The organism is [Zimmermannella] alba NBRC 15616, assembly GCF_001570905.1.
In the GTDB taxonomy this organism is placed as follows: domain Bacteria; phylum Actinomycetota; class Actinomycetes; order Actinomycetales; family Microbacteriaceae; genus Pseudoclavibacter; species Pseudoclavibacter albus.
In genome coordinates, this window is record NZ_BCSO01000001.1 from 96,057 (window position 1) to 115,062 (window position 19,006).

The following is a 19,006-nucleotide window of genomic DNA, read 5'->3' on the forward strand; positions in this document are numbered from 1 at the left end:
GGCGTGGGTGAGGGGAAACTCCATCTCGCCGCCGCGTGGCCCAGCCTTCGGGAAGTAGCGGCACGCTCGACGAGTGCCTCGGGTCAACCTGGCGTTCAGCCATGGATGGTGTGATGGGGCCATGACCGGAACCGACTCCGCCCGCATTGTCACCGCCAGCCGAACCATCGCGGCTCCCGCCGAGCAGATTTTCGCGTTGGTGGCGACCCCCGCCGAGCAGATCCGCATTGACGGGAACGACAATCTCAGCGCGACCGACGGCCAGCAGCGCGTGAGCGCCGTCGGGGACGTCTTCACGATGGAACTCACGAACGGTGAGACTCGCGAGAACCACGTCGTGGAGTTCGAAGAAAAGCGGCTCATTGCCTGGCTTCCGGCCCCGGTCGGCGAACAGCCGCGCGGGCACCTCTGGCGGTGGGAGCTCGAGCCTCTCGAAGACGGCCAGACGAAGGTGACGCACACCTACGATTGGACGCGCCTCGAGGACGAAACGCGGTACGCCCGTGCGCTCGCCACGAATGAGGATTATCTGCAGCGTTCACTTGAGGCGCTCGAGCGTTGCCTCAGCGAGAACTCGTCGCTCGCTCACTGAACTCGTCGCCGCCCAAACTCGTCGACCCTCTCAGCGCGGGATCAGCGGAAGGCGCGTTCGAGGCGGGTGGCGGCTTCTTCGAGCACCTCGACGCGCTTGCAGAACGCGAAGCGCACGAGAGTCTCCGCACCTGACGCATCCGTGTAGAACGGGATCATCGGGATCGCCGCAACGCCGGCCTTCGCGGGCAGCTCACGGCAGAAGTCATACGAGTTGTCGTAGCCGAGCGGCGCGACATCCACCGACACGAAATAGCCTGCATCCGCCGCGAGCACCTCAAAGCCCGCGTGCTCGAGCGCAGGCACGAGCACATCGCGCTGCCGCCAGAGACGGTCACGAATTGCGTGGAACTCCGAATCCGGCAGCTGCAGCCCCGCCGCAATCCCGTACTGGAACGGGTGACCGTTCGCGAAGGTGAGGAACTGCTTCACGGTCCCAACCGCCTCCACGAGGTGCTCAGGCCCCGAGAACCAGCCAATCTTCCAACCTGTCGTCGAAAAGGTCTTGCCGGATGACGAGATGGTGAGCGTGCGCTCAAACATGCCCGGCAGCGACGCGATCGGCGTGTGCTCGCGGCCATCAAAGGCCAGGTGCTCGTACACCTCATCCGTGATGACTGTGAGATCGTGCTCGATCGCCACTTGCGCGATGATCCCAAGCTCAGGCACCGTCACGAGGTGCCCGGTCGGGTTGTGCGGCGTGTTCACGAGGATGAGCTTCGTGCGTTCAGTCACGAGCGAGCGCAGCTTCGCCTCATCCACGCGGAACTCCGGCGCCTCAAGACGCAGCGGCACGAGCACACCCTGCGCAAGCTCAATCGCAGCCGGATACACATCGAAGTAGGGCTCGAAGACGATCACCTCATCGCCCGGTTCGCACAAGGCGAGGATGGATGCCGTCAGCGCCTCGGCGCAGCACCTGCCGAAGCCTGCACCTGCGTCGCCGGGTCGAGCGTGATGTCGTAGTGGTGCTGCTGGTGGTGGGCGATCGCCTCGCGTAGCTCCGGGATGCCGATGTCGGGCGCGTACTGGTTGTGCCCGTCGCGGATCGCCTCGATAGCTCGCTCGTGGACAATGGCGGGCGCCTGGTTATCGGGCGCTCCCTGGCCGAGGTTGATGGCGTCGTGCTCCTGCGCGAGCAGTGTCATCTCCGTGAAGATTGCCGTTCCGAACTTCGTCATTCGTTGAACTAGTTGCGCCATTTCAACACCCTGCCACAGCCACATCGGCTGATCCTGGGGCGAGCGCTGCACCTTGCCGTGCGAACGAAACGACAACGGCGCCGGGCTAGATGCCGAGGAACTCGCGCAGCCTCGGCAGCTCGCGGTCGATCTGCGCGAGGCCCAGCTCGTGCGCGGCGCGAAGCTTTCGAACCTTGCGCTCGCCATTTGACACCGGCATCCGCTCCGGCACAAAGAGGTACGCCTTGCCCTCCTGTTCGAGCTCGAAGAGAAGCTCGCGGGTCGCGTTGTAGCGGCGCCAACGCTGCTCGAGCGCATCCGCAACCGCCGGGTGGCGACGGAAGTAGCGGCGATAGAACGCGGGGAACCGTTCCGGACGCTTCACATAGCCGCGCTCGCGCGTGAGGACGACGAAGAACTTCTCGTAGCCGGATGCTTCAGCAACGTCGATCGGGATGCCGCCGGAGGGCCCGAGCGCGCCGTCAACGTAGACGCGGCCATCCAGGTGCACGGGCGGCATGAGCACGGGCATCGTCGACGAAGCACGCACCCGCACCATGAGGTCGTTCATCTCATGGAAATCCTTCTGCGACCACCACACCTGCTCGCCCGAGTCCGCGTCGAAGGCACCAAAGCGGCGCTCGGCGGGATTCGTGCAGAACGTCTCCCAGTCGAAGGGGAGCGCCTGGTCGGGGAGGCCCGTTTCCTCGTAGATGTACTTCGCGTTGAACAGGCCATCGCCGCGCGCGAAGGTGCGCAGATTTCCAAGCTTCGGGTCGTTCGCAAACTCGACGAAGGAGCGGCGGGCACGTCCAGCCTGTTGCGCGAGGTAGTTCGCCGTGTTCGAGGAGCCGGCCGAAATGCCCGAGACGAAGGGGAAGCGGATGCCCTCCCGGATGAGACGCACAACAACGGCGCTCGTGAGGCTGGCGCGCATTCCGCCGCCCTCAAAGACGAGCGCAACACCGGGCACATTTGGGGCAAGCTCTTCCGCGGTGCGCGGACGCGTGCGGTGCAGCTCCGGTGTGTCCTCCACGTGCACGCTCCTCGCTCGTCGGCCTCCGCGTACTCTTGAGGGTATGACGAGCCGAGCCCAGCTGCCAGAATTGCTCGCCAGCGCGCGTGTCCGGCTCGACGACGCTGGAGTGCCGCTCGATCGGCATGCGCGGGTCGTTACACCGAAGCGAATCCTCGGCATCCCGCGGCGCGCTCGGCTCGAATTGGATGTCCCGGTGTGGCCGCTCGGTCAGCTCCTTCTTGGCGACGACGAGAGCCTCTTTGCGGCTGGCGACACGGTGACGCCACGTGAGGACCGCCCCATCGGTTACACCTCGGAACGCCAGCGAGCCCGGGATGAGCTGCGCACCATGGCGTCCCGTGCGGGCATCCCGATCGGGAGCGCCGTCCACATTGACCCGCAGCTGTTGCGGCGCCCGGGGGAGCCGTCGCTCACGGTTGCCGGGCCGCTTGTTGAGGACGGAGGCGTGCTCGCGGTGCGCTGGTCGACGATGCCGGGCGCCGCGCTGAGGTCACTTGCCGACTACCTCGAGGAGCGCATTGAACTCCTCATCCAGCAACGGGGGACGACACGTTGACGACCATTCAGATGAAGCGGATTCGGGACGCAGCGGATGAGCGCGACGGCGCGCGCATCCTCGTGAACCGGCTCTGGCCCCGCGGCATCTCGAAGGAACGCGCGGCACTCACGATGTGGCTAAAGGAGATCACGCCAAGCACCGAGCTCCGGAAGGCTTACCACGGCGGTGAGCTTGATGCGGATGCCTTTGCGGCCGCCTATCGTGGCGAACTCGAAGCTGATGATGAAGCGCGAGCAGAAGCCCGAGTGGAGCTTCGCCGCCTGCTCGCCGAGCACGAGACGGTGACGCTGCTCTTTGACGCCGCGAACACCGAGTTCAACCACGCGACGGTGCTGCATGACTGGATCCTGGAAGGTGGTCTTGATGCGACTCGCTGACGAGCCCTGCCCCTGTTCGAGTGGCCAGCGGTATGCCGAGTGCTGCATGCCCATCCATGAAGGGGAGGATGCGGTGACTGCGGAGGCGCTCATGCGCTCTCGGTACTCCGCCTTCGCGCTGCAGCTCGAGTCGCACCTCATGCGCAGCTGGCATCCGCGGACACGGCCGGAACCGCCGCTCATTTCGCCGGGCACAACGTGGCAGCGGCTTGAGGTGCTCGACACGGTCGACGGTGGCGCCGACGACGAGGACGGCATTGTCGAGTTTCGGGCGCACGGGGTGCAGGACGGCGAGGTGTTCGTCATGCAGGAGCGTTCGCGCTTCGTGCGCCGTGCCCGCCGCTGGGTCTACCTCGACGGTGAGGTTCACTGAGCCAGTCAGCTGTTGTCGGCGGGCTCGTCGGTGTCGTCGGTCATCCAGCCACGGCCCTGCGGCTGCGGGCCCGTGAGCGGGCCGTTGTCGCCGCGGGGTGCGTCTTTCGGCGTCGGGTCCTCGAGATGCTCAGCCTCACGCGTGGCATGAACCGCCCGATCGGCAAGCTCAATACCGGCACCCTCGTACAGGTGGAGGATGTCGACCGCGCCGCGCGCACGCATCGCCTCAGCATCGTCATCCCGCTGCACGACGACCGCGATCCGGCCCGAGAACCCAGCCGTCTTCAAGTGGTCGTAGGCGTACTCGTTTGAGTGATGCTGCGGCATCGCAAGGAGCGCCATCTCCACGCAGTCTGCTGATTGTACTCGCTGCCAGAACTCGGCATCCGTGCCGTCGCCCTCGAGCACACGGTATCCGGCCGCCTTGAGTTCCTCGGCACGGGTGTGGTTGTTCTCCACACCCACTACCGACCACTGGTAGTCGTTCGCGAGCCGGTCGTAGGCGGCGCGGCCCACACGACCCATACCGAGCACGATGGCGTTCGCACGGCCCACATCCACGAGCCGGTCGCGCTTTGAAATCTTGTCGGGGTTCTGCTTCGGGGTACGTTCCACGATCCAGTCGACGAGCTTGAGGTCGGGCCGGTTCAGCATGGTGGCGAGCACGAAGCTCATCGCGACGGCGAGCGAGAGGATCGTGAGCCAGCGGCCGTCGAGGAAGCCTTCCTCAGCACCCACATGCGCGACGATGATCGCGAACTCGGAGAAGTTGCCGAGGAGGAGCCCGGCGAGCACAGCGGTGCGGTTGCGGAGTCGGTATGTGCGGAACACGAGCACGTACAGTGCGATCTGCGGGAGCGTGAGCGTGATGACGAGGAGCGCCGCGGTAATGAAGTCCTCGAGCGTCGGGAGGCCAGCGGCACCGATCGAGACGAAGAAGGCGACGAGGAAGAGTTCCTTCACGCCGAAGAGCGACTTCGACATGGCGCTCGCCTTCGGGTGGGATGCGAGCAGCATGCCGACGACGAGCGCGCCGAGGTCGCCCTTCAAGTGCACGGCGTCGAACGCCCAGTAGCCGGGGACGAGCGCCATCGCGACGCCCATGAGGACGACGAGCTCCGGGTAGGCGATCTTCGACATGATCTTTCGCGCGAGGATCGTCACCGGAACGACACCGATGAGCGCGAGCGCCCACGGGCTCGGCGGTTCGCCGTGCGCGAGGGTCATGAAGATCACGGCCGCGAGGTCCTGGATGACGAGAATACCGATCGCGGTCTGGCCGTAGAGGGTGCCGAGGTCGTTGCGTTCTTCAAGCACCTTGATGCACACGACGGTACTCGAGAAGGAGAGCGCGAAGGCGACGACCGCGAAGACCTTCCAGTCGCCCGGGACGAGCATCGGAACGGCACACATGGCGAGCACGGCAAGCACGCCCACGCCGACGAGTGTCGACGCTGCCATGTGTGAGAGCCCCGCGCTCCACACTTCCTTCCGCAGGAGCGTGCGGATGTCGAACTTCAAACCGATCGTGAAGAGCATGAGCGTGACGCCGAGATCGGCGATCGCGTCGAGCCCCTCGAACGGCTGCACGCCGAGCGCAGCGAGCGCGAATCCTGCCCCGAGGAAGCCAATGAGTGGCGGCAGTTTCACTGCGAAGGCCAGCAAACCCCCAACGATCGTGACAGCGAGGTAGGGGATGAGGGTCTCCACGGCGCGACAGGTCCTTCCACCGTCGCGCATGGGGCGGCAGGGGACACGCGACGACGACAGCAGTGTAGCGAGCATGCAGAACGGGCCGGTGCCGAAGCTGCCGACCCGTTGTGTGCTCGATGTGCTACTTCGTCAGTCGGGTCCTGTGCATGAACATCGCGTGCGGTGATGTGGTCGCTCAATCGCGTTTGTCAGGGCGCCGGCGTTGATGAGCTGTCACGGCATACGCACTTCCGGCAACGAGCATGAAGATTCCGGCGATGATCAACGGCACTTGCCAGACTGTTGAAGCTGGCGTCAAGAGGCCGATCAGCGCGACTGCCAAGGTAGCTCCCGCACCAGCCGCAGTGAGCAGGGCCAATGTGACTTGCAACTGAGACTTCGCCATTGTTGTGGGTCCTTTGATTGCTGATCTATTGGGCATCGCACCAAATGACGCCAGTCGGAGGAATCTGACGAATGATGGTTCCTGTGCCATTGGCAGCGCAGGCACCGAGCGCACCTGCCCCAAGGCTAAGGATGCCTGAAATGATTGCGCCGGCTACACCGTCAACGCCGGTTTCCGAGGCCACCACTCCCGCAAGGGCTGCTGCGCTCGCCCCTGTCGAGAGAGCTGCGATGACCTTCTGCGTGGCGCATGAATCCATGTAGAGGTTCGATTGTGCTCCTGTGTAATCGTTGGCATTCTTCCCGGCACATTGGGCGGCACTGTAGAGCTGAACAGTGGCAGCGGCCAGGGCGTCGACCTCGTCTTGAGAAATCTCGATGTTGAGTACCTGACCACCGCCAGCTGCGTAACCAGCTCCAAAGTCCGTGATGTCTTCCGTGGAGACACCGAGGTCGCGCGCCTTCTGCGCGTCAAACGACCTCAACTCGCCGTCCACTGCCGTGTTCAGCAGGTTGACTGTCTGTGTCGTGTCGTGGCCCGAGGCCCCGGAGTCTGCCCTGGCAGGGCTCGGGACCATCGTGATGAAGATCGCTGCGATCAATACCAGGATTGACACCAATCGAGCCTGAGCTGCTAGGCGTCGTGAACTGAAGTAGGCCACTGCCTTCCCTTTGTCGTGCTGCGTGCAATGGTCTTCATCGACCTTGAACAACGATGCAACTGTTTCATGCGCTTGCTTGGGGGCAACAGGTCTGACAAAACGCTTAGAGCATTCCAAGGTCCCGCAAAAGGGGAAATCTGTCGCAGATCTGGGGCGCCTCATCTGTCGGTCCAAACGCGCCATGCAACATGACCACGCGATTGACAGCGAGCACGCAGAACGGGCCGGCGCCGAAGCTGCCGACCCGTTGTGCGCTCGATGTGCTACTTCGCGAGCTGAGCGAGGATGCTGTTGAAGGTGCTCGAGGGGCGCATCACCTTGGCGACCTTCTCGGCGTCCGGGCGGTAGTAGCCGCCGAGGTCAACCGGAGAACCCTGTACGGCAGCGAGCTCCTGCTGGATGGCCTCGGCCTGTTCGGTGAGCTGCTTCGCGGCCTCCTGGAACTCGGCAGCGAGTGCCTCGTCGTCCGTCTGCTTCGCGAGTTCCGCAGCCCAGAAGGTGGCGAGCCAGGCATGCGAACCGCGGTTGTCGAGTTCGCCAGCCTTGCGACGGGGTGACTTGTCCTCGTCGAGGAGACGTTCGGTTGCGGCGTCGAGGGTCGAGGCGAGGACTGCGGCACGCGAGTTGTTCTCGGCGCGGGCGAGATGGCGCAGACTTTCGGCGAGCGCGAGGAACTCACCGAGGGAGTCCCAGCGCAGGTGGTTCTCTTCGACGAGCTGCTGTACGTGCTTCGGTGCCGAGCCGCCAGCGCCGGTCTCGAAGAGGCCGCCGCCGTTCATGAGCGGCACCACCGAGAGCATCTTCGCCGAGGTGCCGACCTCGAGGATCGGGAAGAGGTCGGTGTTGTAGTCGCGGAGGACGTTACCGGTCACCGAGATCGTGTTCTCGCCGCGGCGCATGCGCTCGAGCGAGAACTTTGTCGCTTCGATGGGGGAGAGGATGCGGATCTCGAGCCCCTCGGTGTCGTGCTTGGCGAGGTAACGCTCGACCTTCGTGATGAGTTGCGCGTCGTGGGCGCGCTCCTGGTCGAGCCAGAAGACTGCGGGGACACCCTCGATGCGGGCACGTGTGACGGCAAGCTTCACCCAGTCGCGAATCGGGGCGTCCTTCGTCTGGCACGCGCGCCAAATGTCACCGGCGGCAACCTCGTGCGAGAAAACAACCTCGCCCGCGCTGTTCACGACCTCGACGACGCCATCGGCCTCGATCTCGAAGGTCTTGTCGTGCGAGCCGTACTCCTCGGCCTTCTGTGCCATGAGGCCGACGTTGGAGACCGAACCCATCGTCGTCGGGTCGAGCGCGCCGTGCTCCTTGCAGTCGTCGATGACGGCCTGGTAAATGCCGGCGTAGCTCGAGTCCGGGAGGACTGCGAGGGTGTCGGCCTCCTCGCCGTCCGGGCCCCACATGTGTCCACCGATGCGGATCATGGCCGGCATCGAGGCATCCACGATGACGTCGCTCGGCACGTGGAGGTTCGTGATGCCCTTGTCAGAGTTCACCATCGCGAGGCGCGGGCCGTCCTTGAGGCCCTGCTCGATGGCCTGCTTGATACCCGCGCGCTCTGCCTCGGGGAGCTCCTCAGCACCGGCAAGGATGCCTGCGAGGCCGTTCGACGCCGAGAGGCCAGCCTCTGCGAGCACCTCGCCGTAGCGGGCGAAGAGCTCCGGGAAAAACCCCTTCACGATGTGGCCAAAGATGATCGGGTCGGAGACCTTCATCATCGTCGCCTTGAGGTGCACCGAGAAGAGGACTCCGTCGCGCTTGGCCGACTCGATCGACTGGGCGATGAAGGCGTCGAGCGCCTTCGCCGACATGACGGTCGCATCGATCACTTCGCCCTCGAGCACCGCGAGGCCCTGCTTGAGCTTCGTGATGGTGCCGTCGGCAGCGCGAAGCTGGATCGTGAGTTCGTCGGCCTGCTCGAAGACGGTCGAGCGCTCGTTCGAGCGGAAGTCGTCAGCGTTCATGGTGGCGACGCGAGTCTTCGAGTCTGCCGACCAAGCGCCCATCGAGTGCGGGTGCTTCTTCGCGTAGTTCTTCACCGCCATCGGGGCGCGGCGGTCGGAGTTGCCCTCGCGAAGGACCGGGTTCACCGCCGAGCCCTTCACCTTGTCGTAGCGGGCGCGGATGTCACGCTCTTCATCCGTGGCGGGTGACTCCGGGTAGTCGGGGAGCTCGTAACCCAGGGCCTGGAGCTCCTTCACCGCCGCGACGAGCTGCGGCACGGATGCGGAAATGTTCGGCAGCTTGATGATGTTGGCTTCTGGCATCTTTGCCAGGGCACCAAGCTCGGCGAGTGCGTCGGCGACGCGCTGCTCTTCGGGAAGACGGTCGGCGAACACGGCGAGGATGCGGCCAGCGAGCGAGATGTCGCGGGTCTCGAGCTCGATGTCGGCGCGGGCTGCGAAGGCCTCGACGACGGGGAGGAACGAGTAAGTCGCGAGCATCGGTGCTTCGTCGGTGTTCGTGTAGATGATCTTGGCCATGCGGCGAATCCTCCGGATGCGGCTCAGGTGAGGTTCGCGAGCGTCGACAGGCCGGAACAGGACGGCGAGCACACTCGCGCGGACGGGTATTGAGCGTAGCCGAGTCGACCGACATCCTCGTGCGGAAGGGCTGAATGAGAGGGCCGGAGAACCAGCGCGCGCGAGGTCGTGACCCGTCGAATGGGGTGGGCGGTCTCGCCGGGAAAGCTGTTGTTTGTTTCGGGGCCGTACCCTGTCCGCCTATTCGGAGGGAGGATGTCAGCACATGACGCTGAGAACGCTGCGGGGCCCGCACGCGGGCGCGCTGCTCTTGCTCGCCCTCGTCGTTGCCTTCCTGATGCCTTGGGTGCACATCCCCGCAGCTCATGCGGCCGGTTCAAGCCTGCGCGTGACGGTCTTCGACGACCGAGTCGTAGACGGTGTGTTTTCTGGCAACACTTCGAACAAATCAGGCTCGCGGGATGGGAAGCGGAGCGACGGCTTTGCCTACCTCCACGACGCATCCGGTGCCTGGATTGCGGGTTCTTCGGATGCTTCGGGTGACTACTACTTCCCGAACGTGGCAGCGGGTGCTGGCACGCTGTACTTCGCGGTCGATGGGCCCGAGGTGAAAAGCGTCGTCCGGGATGCCGCAACTGGTGCCGTCCTCAACCAGCGCACGGACGTTTCATTCTCTGGTGGCACATACATTGACCCGGCTGGCCATCAGTCCCCGCACTCGCTTGACGCGGGTCCGCGGATGGCTGAAGCGAGCGTCTCGATCGGTGCCGGCGAGACGAAGGGGGAGTTCGCGATCACCGGGATTCAGGCTGTTGCGACCGTGGGTCTGGAAGGAAACTCCCTGAAGCCTGTCTCCGGCCACGCTGATATCTCCTTCCTCTCGAACGGCGCCACGATTCCGGCGAGGGATGACGGCAGTGCGAAGTACCGCACGAATGCCGACGTCTTCTTCCCTGCCACGACGATGGGTATCACGGTGAAGCCGGTCAAGGGTTTCCATCTCGTGAATGTGACGGCTGAGACGACGAACGGTGAGATCAACCTCAAACGCGAGGGAAACACCTTCACTCTGCAGATGGAAGACCTGCCCTTTTCCGTGGGGTTCGTGGAGTTCCGTGCCGTAGTGAGGGAGGGGGCATCGGCCTCGCCGACGGCTGCGAGCCATGCGCCGATGGCAGTGAGCGAGAGCGCCGCGCCCACCGAGTCCACGGTGCCAGCACCCGCTCCGGCTCCGGGCGCTGAGGTCCCGGCATGGCTGTGGCCAAGTGTGATCGGCGCTGTCGCGGTGCTCCTTATCGCAGCACTCTTCTGGATGTGGCTGCGAAACCGCACTCGGCGGCGCGAGGAAGCTGCCCGACACGCGGCACTGCCAGACATCACCGCTTTTGCCACGCCTGAGCAGCGTGAGGTCCTGCAGCGGAAACGAGCAGCGGATGGGATATCGCCAGAGGACGCCGTGCTGCCACAGGGCGCAGCCCCTGCTGCGCCAGAGCGTCCGGGCCCAGAGCTGTCAGTAGCGCCCGCTTCGTCGGCCCCTGGACCGCGCGATCATCGACCTCGCGCTCCGTGGAAGCAATCGAGCAGCTCCTCCTCCCAGCCGTCCCCACCCTCCAAGGCGTCGCCGGACGGAGCGCACGATTCGGCACCCGCGACGGGCACCCTTCCGGTGGTTCGTCGAAGCGAGCAGGACTGAGCGCGCAGAGAACTGCACCTTTCCTGACGCGGCGCACGAGCAGCATCGAGCGAGGTTGTGGGGCCTCAACAGACCTTGGCGGATGCCCTGACCGGCCTCATATGATCTCGGCATGGCAGCTGAAATCCTTCCGAGCGAAGGCTCGATCGATCGTCGGACCGTTCTTCGAGGCGCCGCCATTGGCGGTGGCGTCGTCGCCCTGGGAGGCATGCTCACGGCGTGCGGCTCGCAGGGAAGCGCAGGCGCTGGTGGCGCCGTTCCCACGGGCAAAGTGGCACTCAGCAAGGTGCCCGTCGGTGGTGGCATCGTGCTGCCTGCCCAGAACGTCGCGATCACGCAGCCGACGGCGGGTGAATACAAGGTGTTCGATGGCAACTGCACGCACCAGAACTGCCCGGTGTCCGAGGTGACCAACGACGGCATCAAGTGTCCCTGCCACTCGGGCTACTATGACCCGTCCACGGGTGCTGCCATCGCTGGTCCGCCCAAGGACCCGCTCAAGGAAGTTCCGTTCCACATTGAGGGCGACGAGCTCGTCTTTGGTTCGTAGCGTGTAGGGGAGGGCGCCGCGTAGCGGGCGGTGCTCTCGATGCACGCACTTCGTGCGCACTCGAGCACCTCGGGTTTCGTGTGGGCGTACTCGAGCACCGCGGGTGGTCATCAGCGCGCTCTCACGAGAAGCCCCGATTGTGTTCACCGGGCGTGCCTACACTGACGACGTGATCGACGAGCACGCAACGCCCGACCTTCTCGAACTGGCCGCCCGCTATGGCGTGAGCCGCGAATTTGTTGACTGGCGAGGACGCCTCACGACCGTCTCCGCATCGACGCTCATTGCCGTACTTCGTGCCCTCGATGTCGACGCGAGCACCCCGGATGCCATCCGCTCAGCCCTTGGCGACACTGAGCTTGCCCCGTGGCGACGCCCGCTCCCGGCATCCATCGTCCAGCGTGCAGGCGATACGCCGTGGATCTTCGTCCATCTGCCGCACGGAGCCCAGTTCCGCGCTTGGGCGGTGCTCGAAGACGGCAGCACGCGCGACATCCCACAGATTGACAACTGGATCGACCCGCGCAAAGTCGACGGCGTCCTCACCGGGCGCGCCACCATCGTCGTTCCCGCAGATATGCCGCGTGGCTGGCACGAGCTCTTCGTCGCGATCACCGACGTCGGTGCAACCGAACGCATCGCGCGCTGCCCGCTCATCACTGTCCCTGAACGCCTCAACACGGCCGCCGCGAACGACGAGACGAAGCGTTTCGGCATCATGGCGCAGAGCTATCAGCTCCGGTCGAACACGTCGTGGGGGATTGGCGACACCCGTGACCTCGGCGCGCTCGCGGGCTGGGGTGCTCGGCAGGGCGCGAGCTTCGTGCTCGTGAACCCCCTGCACGCGCCAGCTCCGGTCGAGCCGATCGAGCCGTCGCCGTATTTGCCGACGAGCCGCCGCTTCCGAGACCCACTCGTGCTGCACCTGGACGTCATCCCCGCGGTTCAACTGCTCGAGGGCCCCGACGCTGAACGCTTCGCCACGCTCTCACGCCGCGCAACGGCCCTCAACGCGACGCCCACGATCGACCGCGACGTCGTGTGGCGTGCGAAGCGCGAAGGTCTCGAACTCCTCTTCGACTACGACCTCAAGGATCCTGTCCGAAAGCGCGCGTTCGGCATGTTCTGCGAGCGCGAAGGCCAAGAACTCGTTGACTTTGCCACCTACTGCGCGTTGGCCGAGGAATTCGGAGCAGACTGGCGCGCCTGGCCGCAGGCGCTGCACGACGTCAGTGGACAGGCAGTGAGTGAGTTCCGTGACACCCGTGTCGATCGCGTCGAGTTCTGGCGTTGGGTGCAATGGCTCACCGAAGAACAGCTGCTCGAGGTGCAGCGCTCCGCATGTGAGGCCGGGATGTCGCTCGGCATCATGCACGACCTCGCTGTCGGCGTACACCCCTACGGTGCGGACTCCTGGGCCATGCCCGAAGCTCTCGCTCGCGGCGTGAGCGTTGGCGCACCGCCGGACATGTTCAACCAGCTGGGCCAGAACTGGTCGCAGCCGCCGTGGCGCCCCGACCGTCTCGCCGAGCTCGGCTACAAGCCGTACCGCGACATGCTCCGCGCGGCCCTTCGCTGCGGTGGCGCGCTCCGCATCGACCACATCCTGGGTCTGTTCCGGCTCTGGTGGATCCCCGAAGGTCAGACGCCGGATGCAGGCTGCTACGTCCGCTACGACGTCGAAGCCATGCTCGGCATCCTCGCGCTCGAAGCCGAACGCGCTGGCGCACTCGTCGTCGGCGAAGACATGGGCGTTGTCCCGCCAGAAACCCGTGACACGCTCGCGCACTTCAACATCGACGGCACCTCGGTGCTCTGGTTCGAGCGTGGCATGTCGGATGAGCCGCTCGCGCCCGAGCACTACCGAGTCCACGCGCTTGCTTCGGTGACGACGCACGATCTGCCGCCGACCGCCGGTTACCTCAAGCTCGACCACGTACGCCTGCGCCACGAGCTTGGCCTGCTCGAAGTCGCGCTCGAGGATGAAATTCAACGTGAGCGGGCCACGATCGAGGAAGTGCTCGACACACTGCGAGCTCGCGGAGCGCTCGCGCCGGCGGCCAGCTCGGTGGAGGAGCACACCCTCGCGCTCCACCGCTACCTGGCGTCCTCATCCGCCCGCCTGATGGGCGTGAGCTTGGCTGATCTCGCCGGTGACACCCGCAGCGTCAATCAACCTGGAACGCACCGTGAATATCCGAACTGGTGCGTGCCGCTCGGCAATGGCTCGGGCGAGCGCGTCACACTCGAGCAGGTGATCGCAAGTGAGTGGGCCGTCTCGCTCCTGGAGGCGAGTCGTCGTTAGCAGTGGACGCGGACTCCTCGCCTAGGCGAGGCCTGGCCAGAGCGCCTGCGCGAGCGGCAGACCAAGAAACGACACCGCATCCAAGAGGAAGTGCGCAGCGATGAGAGGGCCCACGCGCCCGGTCTTCCGGAACCACACGGCGCACAGGAACCCCATCGCGACATTGCCCAAGCCCATCGGAATGCCCTGATACAGGTGATACGAGCCGCGCAGGAGCGCGCTTGCGGCGATGATGACCCACGGCTTCACGTCGAGGTCCGAGAGTCTCGTCATGAGGTAGCCCACCACGATGACTTCCTCGATGAGCGCGGCACGGAGGGCTGCCAGCAGCAGGATGATGACGGTCGAAGGATGCAGTGTGTCCGCATTCGTGACGACCTGGGGCGCGAGCCCCAACGCCCGAGCAGCAAGGTAGAGGCCAAGCCCGGGAATGCCGATGCAGGCGGCCAGTCCAAGGCCGAATCCTGCATCCGGGACAATCTTGCGGGAGAGAAGCCCAAGCCGGTGCGCTCCAGGAATCGAGCCACCGTCGGGGAGCATGATCCGCAGCAGCCACAACGCGAGGAGCACCACGACGAGGTCCGCACAGATCGAGATCGACCGGTACAGCAGGTCAAACACCCAGCGCTCGCTCACAGCAGCATTGAGCGTCGCCGTCTGCTGTGCCAGCGTTTCGCTACGGGTGAGCCGGTCGATGAGTGCCACGACCGCCACGAGACTCGAGGGGATAAGCGAGAGCGCGAGCACAATAAGCACTTCGCGCCATGCCCGTCCACGGTCGAGGATGCCGGTCAGCGCGTGCGCTCCCGCGGGAGATGGACGGGAACGGTTTTCTACGCGTGCTTGCACGCTGCCGTGCCGTGGGGGAGGCGGTAGCGGTTCTTCGCTACAACGTCGTAGCCGCGATTACCGATCACACGGATGCCGGGAAGCATGAGGGCGTTACCGAGGAAGCGCCAGAAGTCCGAGCGCTGACGGCGCAGGAGCTCGGCGAAGCCGTCCCACCCGGCGTAGTGCGTGACGGTGTCTCCGTCGACCACAAGCAACCACGATGAGTAGTCGACGTCGTCCTCGTCGAGCCCGAGGCTCATGAGGTCATAGCTGCGGCCGTCAACGGCCTTCGGCAGAGCGGGGAGAATGCGCTGGATGACGGCGAGCGTCCACTCACAGAATGAGCAGTCGCCGTCATACACGAGGAGGTACTGGCAGGAACTCGGGAGCTCGACGGCCGCATCCTCTGTGTCATCTTGCGTCACGGGCATAGCCGTGAGTCTACGACGCAGTTCACCTGCATCTATGGGGAGGGCTCCCCATGTGGAAATGAACAACATTTATTTGCCGAGTGTGACACAAAAGTAACGATCACGTCACGTAGACTCAGGGAGTACCCAGGAAGACTAGATTTCTGGTTACCCATACCTTCGCGCCCTCACGTTGGCCGAAGGCCCCACTGATCAAGGAGGATCCCCTTGAAGTCACACCGCATCGTCGCGGCTGGTGCGCTCGTAGCCGTTGGAGCAATGGTGCTCTCTGGCTGTTCAGCGCCGAACCGAGACCCTGAAATTGTCGGTGGCTCGTCCATCACCGTGGCGTGGAACGACCCGTTCTTTGCGTACAACTCCAACCTCTCGGAGACAAACGCAGCGGCCAACGCCAACATCATCCACCTCGCCAACAATGGTTTCGTGTCGTACGACCCGACTCCCTCGCTCGTGCACAACGACAAGTTCGGTACGGTCGAGAAGATCTCGGACAGCCCGCTCAAGGTGAAGTACACCATCGGCGAGGGCGTGACCTGGAGTGACGGTACCCCGGTTGACGCTGCCGACATCATCCTTTCGTGGGCTTCGCAGACCACGCACCGTACAGAGGGCGAGGTGCCCGAGCCCGAGTACGACGACGAGGGTAATGTCACGAACCAGGACGCCATCGACGCTGCTGCCGAGAAGGGCGTGTTCTGGGGTACTTCTGCCGTCAAGGACCGCCAGCTCGACCTCGTGCAGGAGATGCCCGAGATTGGCGACGATGGCCGCTCCGTCACGATGACGTACTCGAAGCCCTGGGCTGACTGGGAGACCTACGGTGATGCCGATGACCTCAACATCTCGGCTCACGGCACGGTTCAGCTTGCGTTCCCGGAGATCACCGACGCGAAGCAGGCCAAGGACAAGCTCATCGAGGCCGTGAAGAACAACGACACCGATGTCCTCGGCAAGATTGCAACGGCCTTCCGTACGGACTACGTCTACAAGAGCACGCCGTCCAAGCCGCAGCAGACACTCTCGAACGGCCCGTACGTCATCACCGAGCTTGTTCAGGACCAGTACGTGACGCTGAAGGCTCGCGAAGACTACACCTGGGGAACCAAGCCCAAGTACGAGACGATCACCGTCCGCTTCATTGCTGACCCGCAGGCGCAGGTTCAGGCGCTCCAGAACGGTGAAGTCCAGATCGTTCAGTCGCAGCCCACGGCCGACCTCCTCCAGCAGCTTGAAGGTACGAGCGGCATCAAGTGGGAGTCCTCGAAGGAAGGCACCTACGAGCACGTCGACCTCCAGGCCACGAACGGCGGTGTTTTTGACCCGGCCACCTACGGCGGCGATGCTGAAAAGGCGAAGAAGATTCGCAAGGCATTCCTCCTGACGATCCCCCGTGACGAGATCGTCGAGAAGCTCGTCAAGCCTCTCGAGCCGGGTGCCACCACGCGTGACTCGAACCTGTTCCTCCCGGGTGCTGCTGGCTATGACGAGAGCGTGAAGACCTCGGGTATCGCCGAGCTCAAGACGAACATCGAAGAGGCCAAGAAGCTCCTCGCCGAGGCCGGCGTCCCGAACCCTGAGGTCCGCTTCCTCACGGCACAGGACAACCCGCGTCGTCAGTCGGAGCTCCAGCTCATCACCGCGTCTGCTGAGCAGGCTGGCTTCAAGATCGTTGACGCCAGCACGAAGGAATGGTCGGAGGTTGTCTCCGGCCAGCCGAACGCCTACGACGCAGCCCTCTTCGGTTGGGCTTCGACCTCGACCGGTGTTGGTGAGTTCGGTGCGAACTACGTCACCGGCGGTACGAACAACTACTACGGCTGGTCGAACACCCGCATGGACGAGATCGTCAAGGAAATCGACGTGACCACGGACGCTGCCCAGCAGCAGAAGCTCACGATCGAGGCTGAAGCGATCATCTACGACGAAGCGTGGTCGATTCCGATCTTCCAGCACCCGGGCGTTGTCGCCTGGAGCGAAAAGGTCGAGAACGTGAAGCCCGGCTTCCTCGCCCCGCAGTACTTCTGGAACGCCACTGAGTGGGCGCCGGCAGGCGGCACCAAGTAACACCGCACACGAGTGGGGTCGTCGCTCACCGGGCGACGGCCCCACTCGCAAGAGACCAAAATGCTGTCGGCATCTGCGTGAACAACACGCCAGATTGCACCGTGGCAATCACCAAATCTGGCCGGAACCACGTACCCATGCGGCTACGCTGGACCCTCCGACTAGTCGACGAAACAGGACACCGTTGTGCTGAGATTTATCGCCCGACGACTCATCGTCTCGATCTTCATCCTGCTTGGCGCGCTGTTCATCGTGTATAACCTCACGGCTATCTCGAAGGACCCGCTCGCCGACCTGATGGAGTCGACCGCGCCGAACAAGGCAGAATTGATTCAAGCCCGCATCGACCTTCTGGATCTCGATGTGCCCCCGCCAGCCCGCTTCTTCATGTGGCTCGGCGGCATCCTCGGATTCTTCGTCCCGAAGTTTGATGATCCGAACGGCCTCTTCGGCTTCCTCGGGAACCACCTCGACATGGGCGTCAACATCCAGAACCAGGCAGTGCAGCCGATCCTGGAACACGCAGTTGGCCAGACCCTTCAGCTCGTGGGGGCAGCGACCCTCATCGCGATCGTGCTCGGCATCACGATCGGTGTGACAACGGCCCTTCGCCAGTACTCGGGCTATGACTACTCGGTGACCTTCCTTGCGTTCCTCACGTACTCGCTCCCGATCTTCTTCATCGCGGTGCTCCTCAAGCAGTATGTGGCGATCGGCTTCAATGACTTCCTCGAGCACCCGGAAATCCCCATCGGTAAGCTCATCGTGATCGGTGTGGTGACCGGTTTCATCTTCGCCGCTATCGTTGGCGGCGAACTGAAGACCCGACTCATCACCTTCGGAGCCTTCGCCGTCGGCACGATCAGCATCCTCCTCGCCATGGAGTACATGGACTGGTTCCGGAACCCAGGCCTCGGCGCGGTGCTCATCATCCTCATCAGTCTCATCGTCGGCGCCATCACCTCGGCGCTCACGGTGGGCCTGCACCACAAGCGCAACCTCATCATGACGCTCGGCTACGCAGTCCTCGGTGGCGCATTGTGGCTCCCCGTGAACTACCTGCTCGGAAACGACGCCGAGTGGTGGCTGCCGGTCCTCATCGTGCTTGCCTTCACTCTCTTGGGCTACGTCATCGGCTACTTCGGTGGCGGTATCGAGAAGAAGGCCATCGCGAAGAACATGGCGATCGTCGGCTTCACGGTTGGTGTGCTCATCATCGTTGACCGCGTCATGCAGGTATTCAATGGTTACTACGAACAGACCGGCGGACGCCCCATCGCAACCGTTGGCGCCCAGAGCCCGCAGCTCGGCGACAGCGCCTCCATCTGGCTACAGATGCTGGACGGCTTCACTCACCTTGCGCTGCCGACCGTCTCGATCATGCTCATCTCGCTCGCCTCGTACTCGCGCTACTCGCGTGCGAGCCTCCTTGAGGTGATGAACCAGGACTACATCCGCACCGCTCGCGCGAAGGGTCTTGCTGAGCGCACCGTCGTCATGCGTCACGCGCTCCGTAACGCCCTCATCCCGGTGACGACGATCGTCGCCGCCGACGTGGGCGCGATCATCGGTGGCGCCATCGTGACCGAAGAAATCTTCGCGTGGAAGGCGATGGGTAACCTCTTCTCCCACTCGCTGAGCACGGTCGACCTCAACCCGCTCATGGGGTACATCCTCGTGACGGCATCCATCACGGTGCTGTTCAACCTCATCGCGGACATCCTCTACTCGTTCCTTGACCCGCGCATTCGCTTGGGAGAGTGAC

Annotated in this window: 18 protein-coding genes; 9 read left to right on the forward strand and 9 right to left on the reverse strand. The window is 64.2% G+C overall.

What is annotated here, in order from left to right; genetic code table 11:
* The first annotated feature begins 121 nt into the window (after positions 1 to 121).
* Positions 122 to 592 carry an SRPBCC family protein gene (locus tag ZAL01S_RS00490; RefSeq protein WP_066078173.1) on the forward strand — a complete coding sequence of 157 codons (471 nt, stop codon included), beginning with the start codon at positions 122 to 124 and terminating at the stop codon, positions 590 to 592.
* A gap of 41 nt (positions 593 to 633) precedes the next feature.
* Here the strand turns inward: ZAL01S_RS00490 and ZAL01S_RS00495 are convergent, their stop codons facing one another.
* From ZAL01S_RS00495 to ZAL01S_RS00500, 3 genes are all read right to left on the reverse strand, one after another.
* The gene (locus tag ZAL01S_RS00495; RefSeq protein WP_370664262.1) at positions 634 to 1,452 is read right to left on the reverse strand and encodes an aminotransferase class I/II-fold pyridoxal phosphate-dependent enzyme; all 819 of its coding nucleotides are present in this window, start codon (positions 1,450 to 1,452) and stop codon (positions 634 to 636) included.
* A 38-nt stretch (positions 1,453 to 1,490) separates the two neighbouring features.
* A complete protein-coding gene (locus ZAL01S_RS10700; RefSeq protein WP_306301584.1) occupies positions 1,491 to 1,772 on the reverse strand; it encodes an aminotransferase class I/II-fold pyridoxal phosphate-dependent enzyme in 282 nt (93 codons plus the stop codon).
* A gap of 106 nt (positions 1,773 to 1,878) precedes the next feature.
* On the reverse strand, positions 1,879 to 2,808 hold the full coding sequence (locus ZAL01S_RS00500; protein WP_370664263.1) for a patatin-like phospholipase family protein: 930 nt from the start codon (positions 2,806 to 2,808) through the stop codon (positions 1,879 to 1,881).
* A gap of 43 nt (positions 2,809 to 2,851) precedes the next feature.
* Between ZAL01S_RS00500 and ZAL01S_RS00505 the strand changes: the two genes are divergently transcribed.
* Genes ZAL01S_RS00505 through ZAL01S_RS00515 form a run of 3 tightly spaced genes read left to right on the forward strand, consistent with a single transcriptional unit; the run spans position 2,852 to position 4,120 of the window.
* The gene (locus ZAL01S_RS00505; RefSeq protein WP_066078177.1) at positions 2,852 to 3,367 is read left to right on the forward strand and encodes a hypothetical protein; all 516 of its coding nucleotides are present in this window, start codon (positions 2,852 to 2,854) and stop codon (positions 3,365 to 3,367) included.
* A complete protein-coding gene (locus tag ZAL01S_RS00510; protein ID WP_206394546.1) occupies positions 3,364 to 3,747 on the forward strand; it encodes a DUF488 domain-containing protein in 384 nt (127 codons plus the stop codon). Before ZAL01S_RS00505 ends, ZAL01S_RS00510 begins: the two co-directional genes overlap by 4 nt.
* The gene (locus ZAL01S_RS00515; RefSeq protein ID WP_066078182.1) at positions 3,734 to 4,120 is read left to right on the forward strand and encodes a YchJ family protein; all 387 of its coding nucleotides are present in this window, start codon (positions 3,734 to 3,736) and stop codon (positions 4,118 to 4,120) included. The genes ZAL01S_RS00510 and ZAL01S_RS00515 overlap by 14 nt, the downstream gene beginning before the upstream one ends.
* A gap of 5 nt (positions 4,121 to 4,125) precedes the next feature.
* Here ZAL01S_RS00515 and ZAL01S_RS00520 read toward each other — a convergent pair whose 3' ends face one another.
* The 4 genes from ZAL01S_RS00520 to ZAL01S_RS00530 form a co-directional block, all read right to left on the reverse strand.
* Positions 4,126 to 5,832, reverse strand: a complete 1,707-nt coding sequence (locus ZAL01S_RS00520) for a cation:proton antiporter family protein (RefSeq protein ID WP_083522932.1) — start codon at positions 5,830 to 5,832, stop codon at positions 4,126 to 4,128.
* A gap of 178 nt (positions 5,833 to 6,010) precedes the next feature.
* A complete protein-coding gene (locus tag ZAL01S_RS10180; protein ID WP_159421521.1) occupies positions 6,011 to 6,220 on the reverse strand; it encodes a hypothetical protein in 210 nt (69 codons plus the stop codon).
* A 25-nt stretch (positions 6,221 to 6,245) separates the two neighbouring features.
* On the reverse strand, positions 6,246 to 6,932 hold the full coding sequence (locus tag ZAL01S_RS00525) for a hypothetical protein (protein WP_159421522.1): 687 nt from the start codon (positions 6,930 to 6,932) through the stop codon (positions 6,246 to 6,248).
* A 212-nt stretch (positions 6,933 to 7,144) separates the two neighbouring features.
* On the reverse strand, positions 7,145 to 9,367 hold the full coding sequence (locus tag ZAL01S_RS00530) for an NADP-dependent isocitrate dehydrogenase (protein ID WP_066078188.1): 2,223 nt from the start codon (positions 9,365 to 9,367) through the stop codon (positions 7,145 to 7,147).
* A 265-nt stretch (positions 9,368 to 9,632) separates the two neighbouring features.
* Between ZAL01S_RS00530 and ZAL01S_RS00535 the strand changes: the two genes are divergently transcribed.
* From ZAL01S_RS00535 to malQ, 3 genes are all read left to right on the forward strand, one after another.
* A complete protein-coding gene (locus tag ZAL01S_RS00535) occupies positions 9,633 to 11,060 on the forward strand; it encodes a hypothetical protein (RefSeq protein WP_066078191.1) in 1,428 nt (475 codons plus the stop codon).
* 112 nt (positions 11,061 to 11,172) lie between these two features.
* Positions 11,173 to 11,610, forward strand: coding sequence for a Rieske (2Fe-2S) protein (locus ZAL01S_RS00540; RefSeq protein ID WP_066078195.1), 438 nt, complete (start codon positions 11,173 to 11,175; stop codon positions 11,608 to 11,610).
* 169 nt (positions 11,611 to 11,779) lie between these two features.
* Positions 11,780 to 13,915, forward strand: coding sequence for a 4-alpha-glucanotransferase (gene malQ / locus ZAL01S_RS00545; RefSeq protein WP_244875280.1), 2,136 nt, complete (start codon positions 11,780 to 11,782; stop codon positions 13,913 to 13,915).
* A 21-nt stretch (positions 13,916 to 13,936) separates the two neighbouring features.
* Here malQ and ZAL01S_RS00550 read toward each other — a convergent pair whose 3' ends face one another.
* Together ZAL01S_RS00550 and ZAL01S_RS00555 are read right to left on the reverse strand one after the other, a co-directional pair.
* Positions 13,937 to 14,764, reverse strand: coding sequence for a CPBP family intramembrane glutamic endopeptidase (locus tag ZAL01S_RS00550; RefSeq protein WP_159421523.1), 828 nt, complete (start codon positions 14,762 to 14,764; stop codon positions 13,937 to 13,939).
* A complete protein-coding gene (locus ZAL01S_RS00555) occupies positions 14,749 to 15,177 on the reverse strand; it encodes a thiol-disulfide oxidoreductase DCC family protein (RefSeq protein WP_066078197.1) in 429 nt (142 codons plus the stop codon). Before ZAL01S_RS00555 ends, ZAL01S_RS00550 begins: the two co-directional genes overlap by 16 nt.
* Before the next feature lie 207 nt (positions 15,178 to 15,384).
* Between ZAL01S_RS00555 and ZAL01S_RS00560 the strand changes: the two genes are divergently transcribed.
* Together ZAL01S_RS00560 and ZAL01S_RS00565 are read left to right on the forward strand one after the other, a co-directional pair.
* Complete coding sequence (locus ZAL01S_RS00560; RefSeq protein ID WP_066078200.1) at positions 15,385 to 17,241, forward strand: ABC transporter family substrate-binding protein; 1,857 nt, start codon at positions 15,385 to 15,387, stop codon at positions 17,239 to 17,241.
* Between the two features lie 186 nt (positions 17,242 to 17,427).
* Entirely contained in the window at positions 17,428 to 19,005 is a 1,578-nt protein-coding gene (locus tag ZAL01S_RS00565) for an ABC transporter permease (RefSeq protein WP_066078205.1), read from the forward strand.
* Position 19,006: the final 1 nt, after the last annotated feature.

Bases quoted from the DNA above. Each gene is read 5' to 3' on its own strand.
- ZAL01S_RS00535 (WP_066078191.1), top strand. From the start codon at position 9,633: ATGACGCTGAGAACGCTGCGGGGCCCGCACGCGGGCGCGCTGCTCTTG.
- ZAL01S_RS00515 (WP_066078182.1), top strand. From the start codon at position 3,734: ATGCGACTCGCTGACGAGCCCTGCCCCTGTTCGAGTGGCCAGCGGTAT.
- ZAL01S_RS00540 (WP_066078195.1), top strand. From the start codon at position 11,173: ATGGCAGCTGAAATCCTTCCGAGCGAAGGCTCGATCGATCGTCGGACC.
- ZAL01S_RS00490 (WP_066078173.1), top strand. From the start codon at position 122: ATGACCGGAACCGACTCCGCCCGCATTGTCACCGCCAGCCGAACCATC.
- ZAL01S_RS00530 (WP_066078188.1), bottom strand. From the start codon at position 9,367: ATGGCCAAGATCATCTACACGAACACCGACGAAGCACCGATGCTCGCG.
- ZAL01S_RS10700 (WP_306301584.1), bottom strand. From the start codon at position 1,772: ATGACGAAGTTCGGAACGGCAATCTTCACGGAGATGACACTGCTCGCG.
- ZAL01S_RS00505 (WP_066078177.1), top strand. From the start codon at position 2,852: ATGACGAGCCGAGCCCAGCTGCCAGAATTGCTCGCCAGCGCGCGTGTC.
- ZAL01S_RS10180 (WP_159421521.1), bottom strand. From the start codon at position 6,220: ATGGCGAAGTCTCAGTTGCAAGTCACATTGGCCCTGCTCACTGCGGCT.
- ZAL01S_RS00555 (WP_066078197.1), bottom strand. From the start codon at position 15,177: ATGCCCGTGACGCAAGATGACACAGAGGATGCGGCCGTCGAGCTCCCG.